Origin of the sequence: Allobosea sp. (genome assembly GCF_036675845.1) — a bacterium.
Taxonomy (GTDB): domain Bacteria; phylum Pseudomonadota; class Alphaproteobacteria; order Rhizobiales; family Beijerinckiaceae; genus Allobosea.
This window is the reverse complement of record NZ_JAKFED010000103.1, coordinates 1-1775: the sequence shown is the minus strand read 5'-3', so window position 1 is coordinate 1775 and position 1775 is coordinate 1. Positions and strand designations below refer to the sequence as shown.

The window sequence follows — 1775 nt, the reverse complement described above, 5'->3', positions numbered from 1 at the left end:
GCCTGTACGGCGCCTACCGATTGCGCCGCGTGTACTACTCGGCCTTCAGCCCCATCCCCGACGCGGCACGCGCCTTGCCCCTCAGAGCGCCGCCGCTTGTGCGAGAGCACCGGCTTTATCAGGCCGATTGGCTGATGCGCTATTACGGTTTCGAACACAAAGAGATCGTGCCCGCGAGCGGCGAGCACGCCGGCATGCTCGCACTCGACATCGATCCCAAGCTCGCCTGGGCCCTGGCCCACGGCGAGCGCTTCCCGGTCGATCTGAACCGCGCGCCGCGCGAGCTGCTGCTGCGTGTGCCGGGGCTCGGCGTGAGATCGGTCGATCGGCTGCTGGCCGGGCGCCGCGTGCGGCGTTTGCGGCATGCCGATCTGGCCGCGCTGCGGCTGCCGCTGAAGAAAGTCCTGCCCTTCGTACTGCTGGCCGATCACCGGCCGGGCCGGGCTTTCGACGCCGGCGACGCTCTCGCCCGGCATCTTCGGCCGGCGCCGGCGCAGGCTTCGCTGTTCACCGAGGCGCTGGCCTGACGACCCGGCTCGGCGGAGTGGACACCTTCAGCGTCGGTCACCGGATCGAACGAGAAGCGGCATGAGCGACTCAGCGCCACGCCACATCGTGCTCGCCGAAGAGACCGATCTCGACGGCTTTCGCCGAGCGGCTCGCGATCTTCTGGCGCAGGATGTGGCGCCGGAGCGGGTCAGTTGGAGCACGGAAGCCGGCGATCGGCTGCTCGACTGGAGTGGCGCACCAACGGTTGATGCTGATGCGGGTGCGGGTACGCGTACGGCGGTTGACAATTCCGCAGCCGGCCCGATCAAAGTGCCCGCAGCATTCGTCGAGCTGTGCCGATGCGCCATCCTGCACCGCGATCCCCGGCGCTTCGGCCTGCTCTACCGGCTGCTGTGGCGACTTCTGCACGAGCCCGGGCTGCGCCACGATCCGCTGGATCACGACACGATGGCGGCACATTCGCTGGCCCGGGCGGTACGCCGAGACCTGCACAAGATGAAGGCCTTCGTCCGTTTTCGTGAGCTGCGCGGAGCGGACGCGTCGGACACAGCCGATACACCAGCCAGTACAGCGAACGCGGATGCGGTGAACGCGGTGGATGTTCCGGCGTCATCAGGGGCACGCGGTGTCGCCGCCGCCCTGATCACCCACGTCGCCTGGTTCGAGCCGGAGCACCACATCGTCGAAGCGGTGGCGCCCTTCTTCGCGAGCCGCTTCGCCAGCGTACGCTGGGCCATCCTCACGCCCGAGCGCAGCGTTCGCTGGGATGGCGAGCGCCTCGCCTTCGGCCCGGGTGCCCGGCGCGAGGACGCACCGCCGGCCGATGCCGGCGAGCGGCTCTGGCTCACCTACTACGAACACATCTTCAATCCGGCCCGTCTCAAGCTCGCCGCCATGCAAAAGGAGATGCCGCGCCGCTACTGGCGCAACCTGCCGGAAGCGCGGCTCATCGAGCCCCTGGCGGCGCAGGCCACGGTGCGCAGCGAGGCGATGGTGGCGCGCGAGGCGGCCCTGCCACGCCGGCGGCTGCCGCAGACCAGCGTGAGGCCGGGTGGTACGAGTGCTTCGGACATTGATTCCGGCGCATCCGGCAACATCGGCAACGCAAGCAGCACCTCTGCCGGCGCCCCGGGGGCCGCCCACGCGCTGGCCGCGCTCCGCAAGGCCACCGACCGTTGCCGCGAATGCCCGATCGGCGAGCACGCCACGCAGTCGGTGACGGGCGAGGGCCCGCCGGGCGCGCGGCTGATGCTCGTCGGCGAGCA

At 70.1% G+C, this 1775-nt stretch carries 1 protein-coding gene and 1 pseudogene; both read left to right on the top strand.

Going from position 1 to position 1775, the window contains the following annotated elements; translation table 11 throughout:
* Window positions 1–527: pseudogene (locus tag V6M56_RS11495) on the top strand (putative DNA modification/repair radical SAM protein); the annotation flags it as partial.
* Between the two features lie 61 nt (window positions 528–588).
* Window positions 589–1775: TIGR03915 family putative DNA repair protein (locus V6M56_RS11490; RefSeq protein WP_332683788.1), on the top strand; the 1187-nt coding region annotated here is incomplete at its 3' end.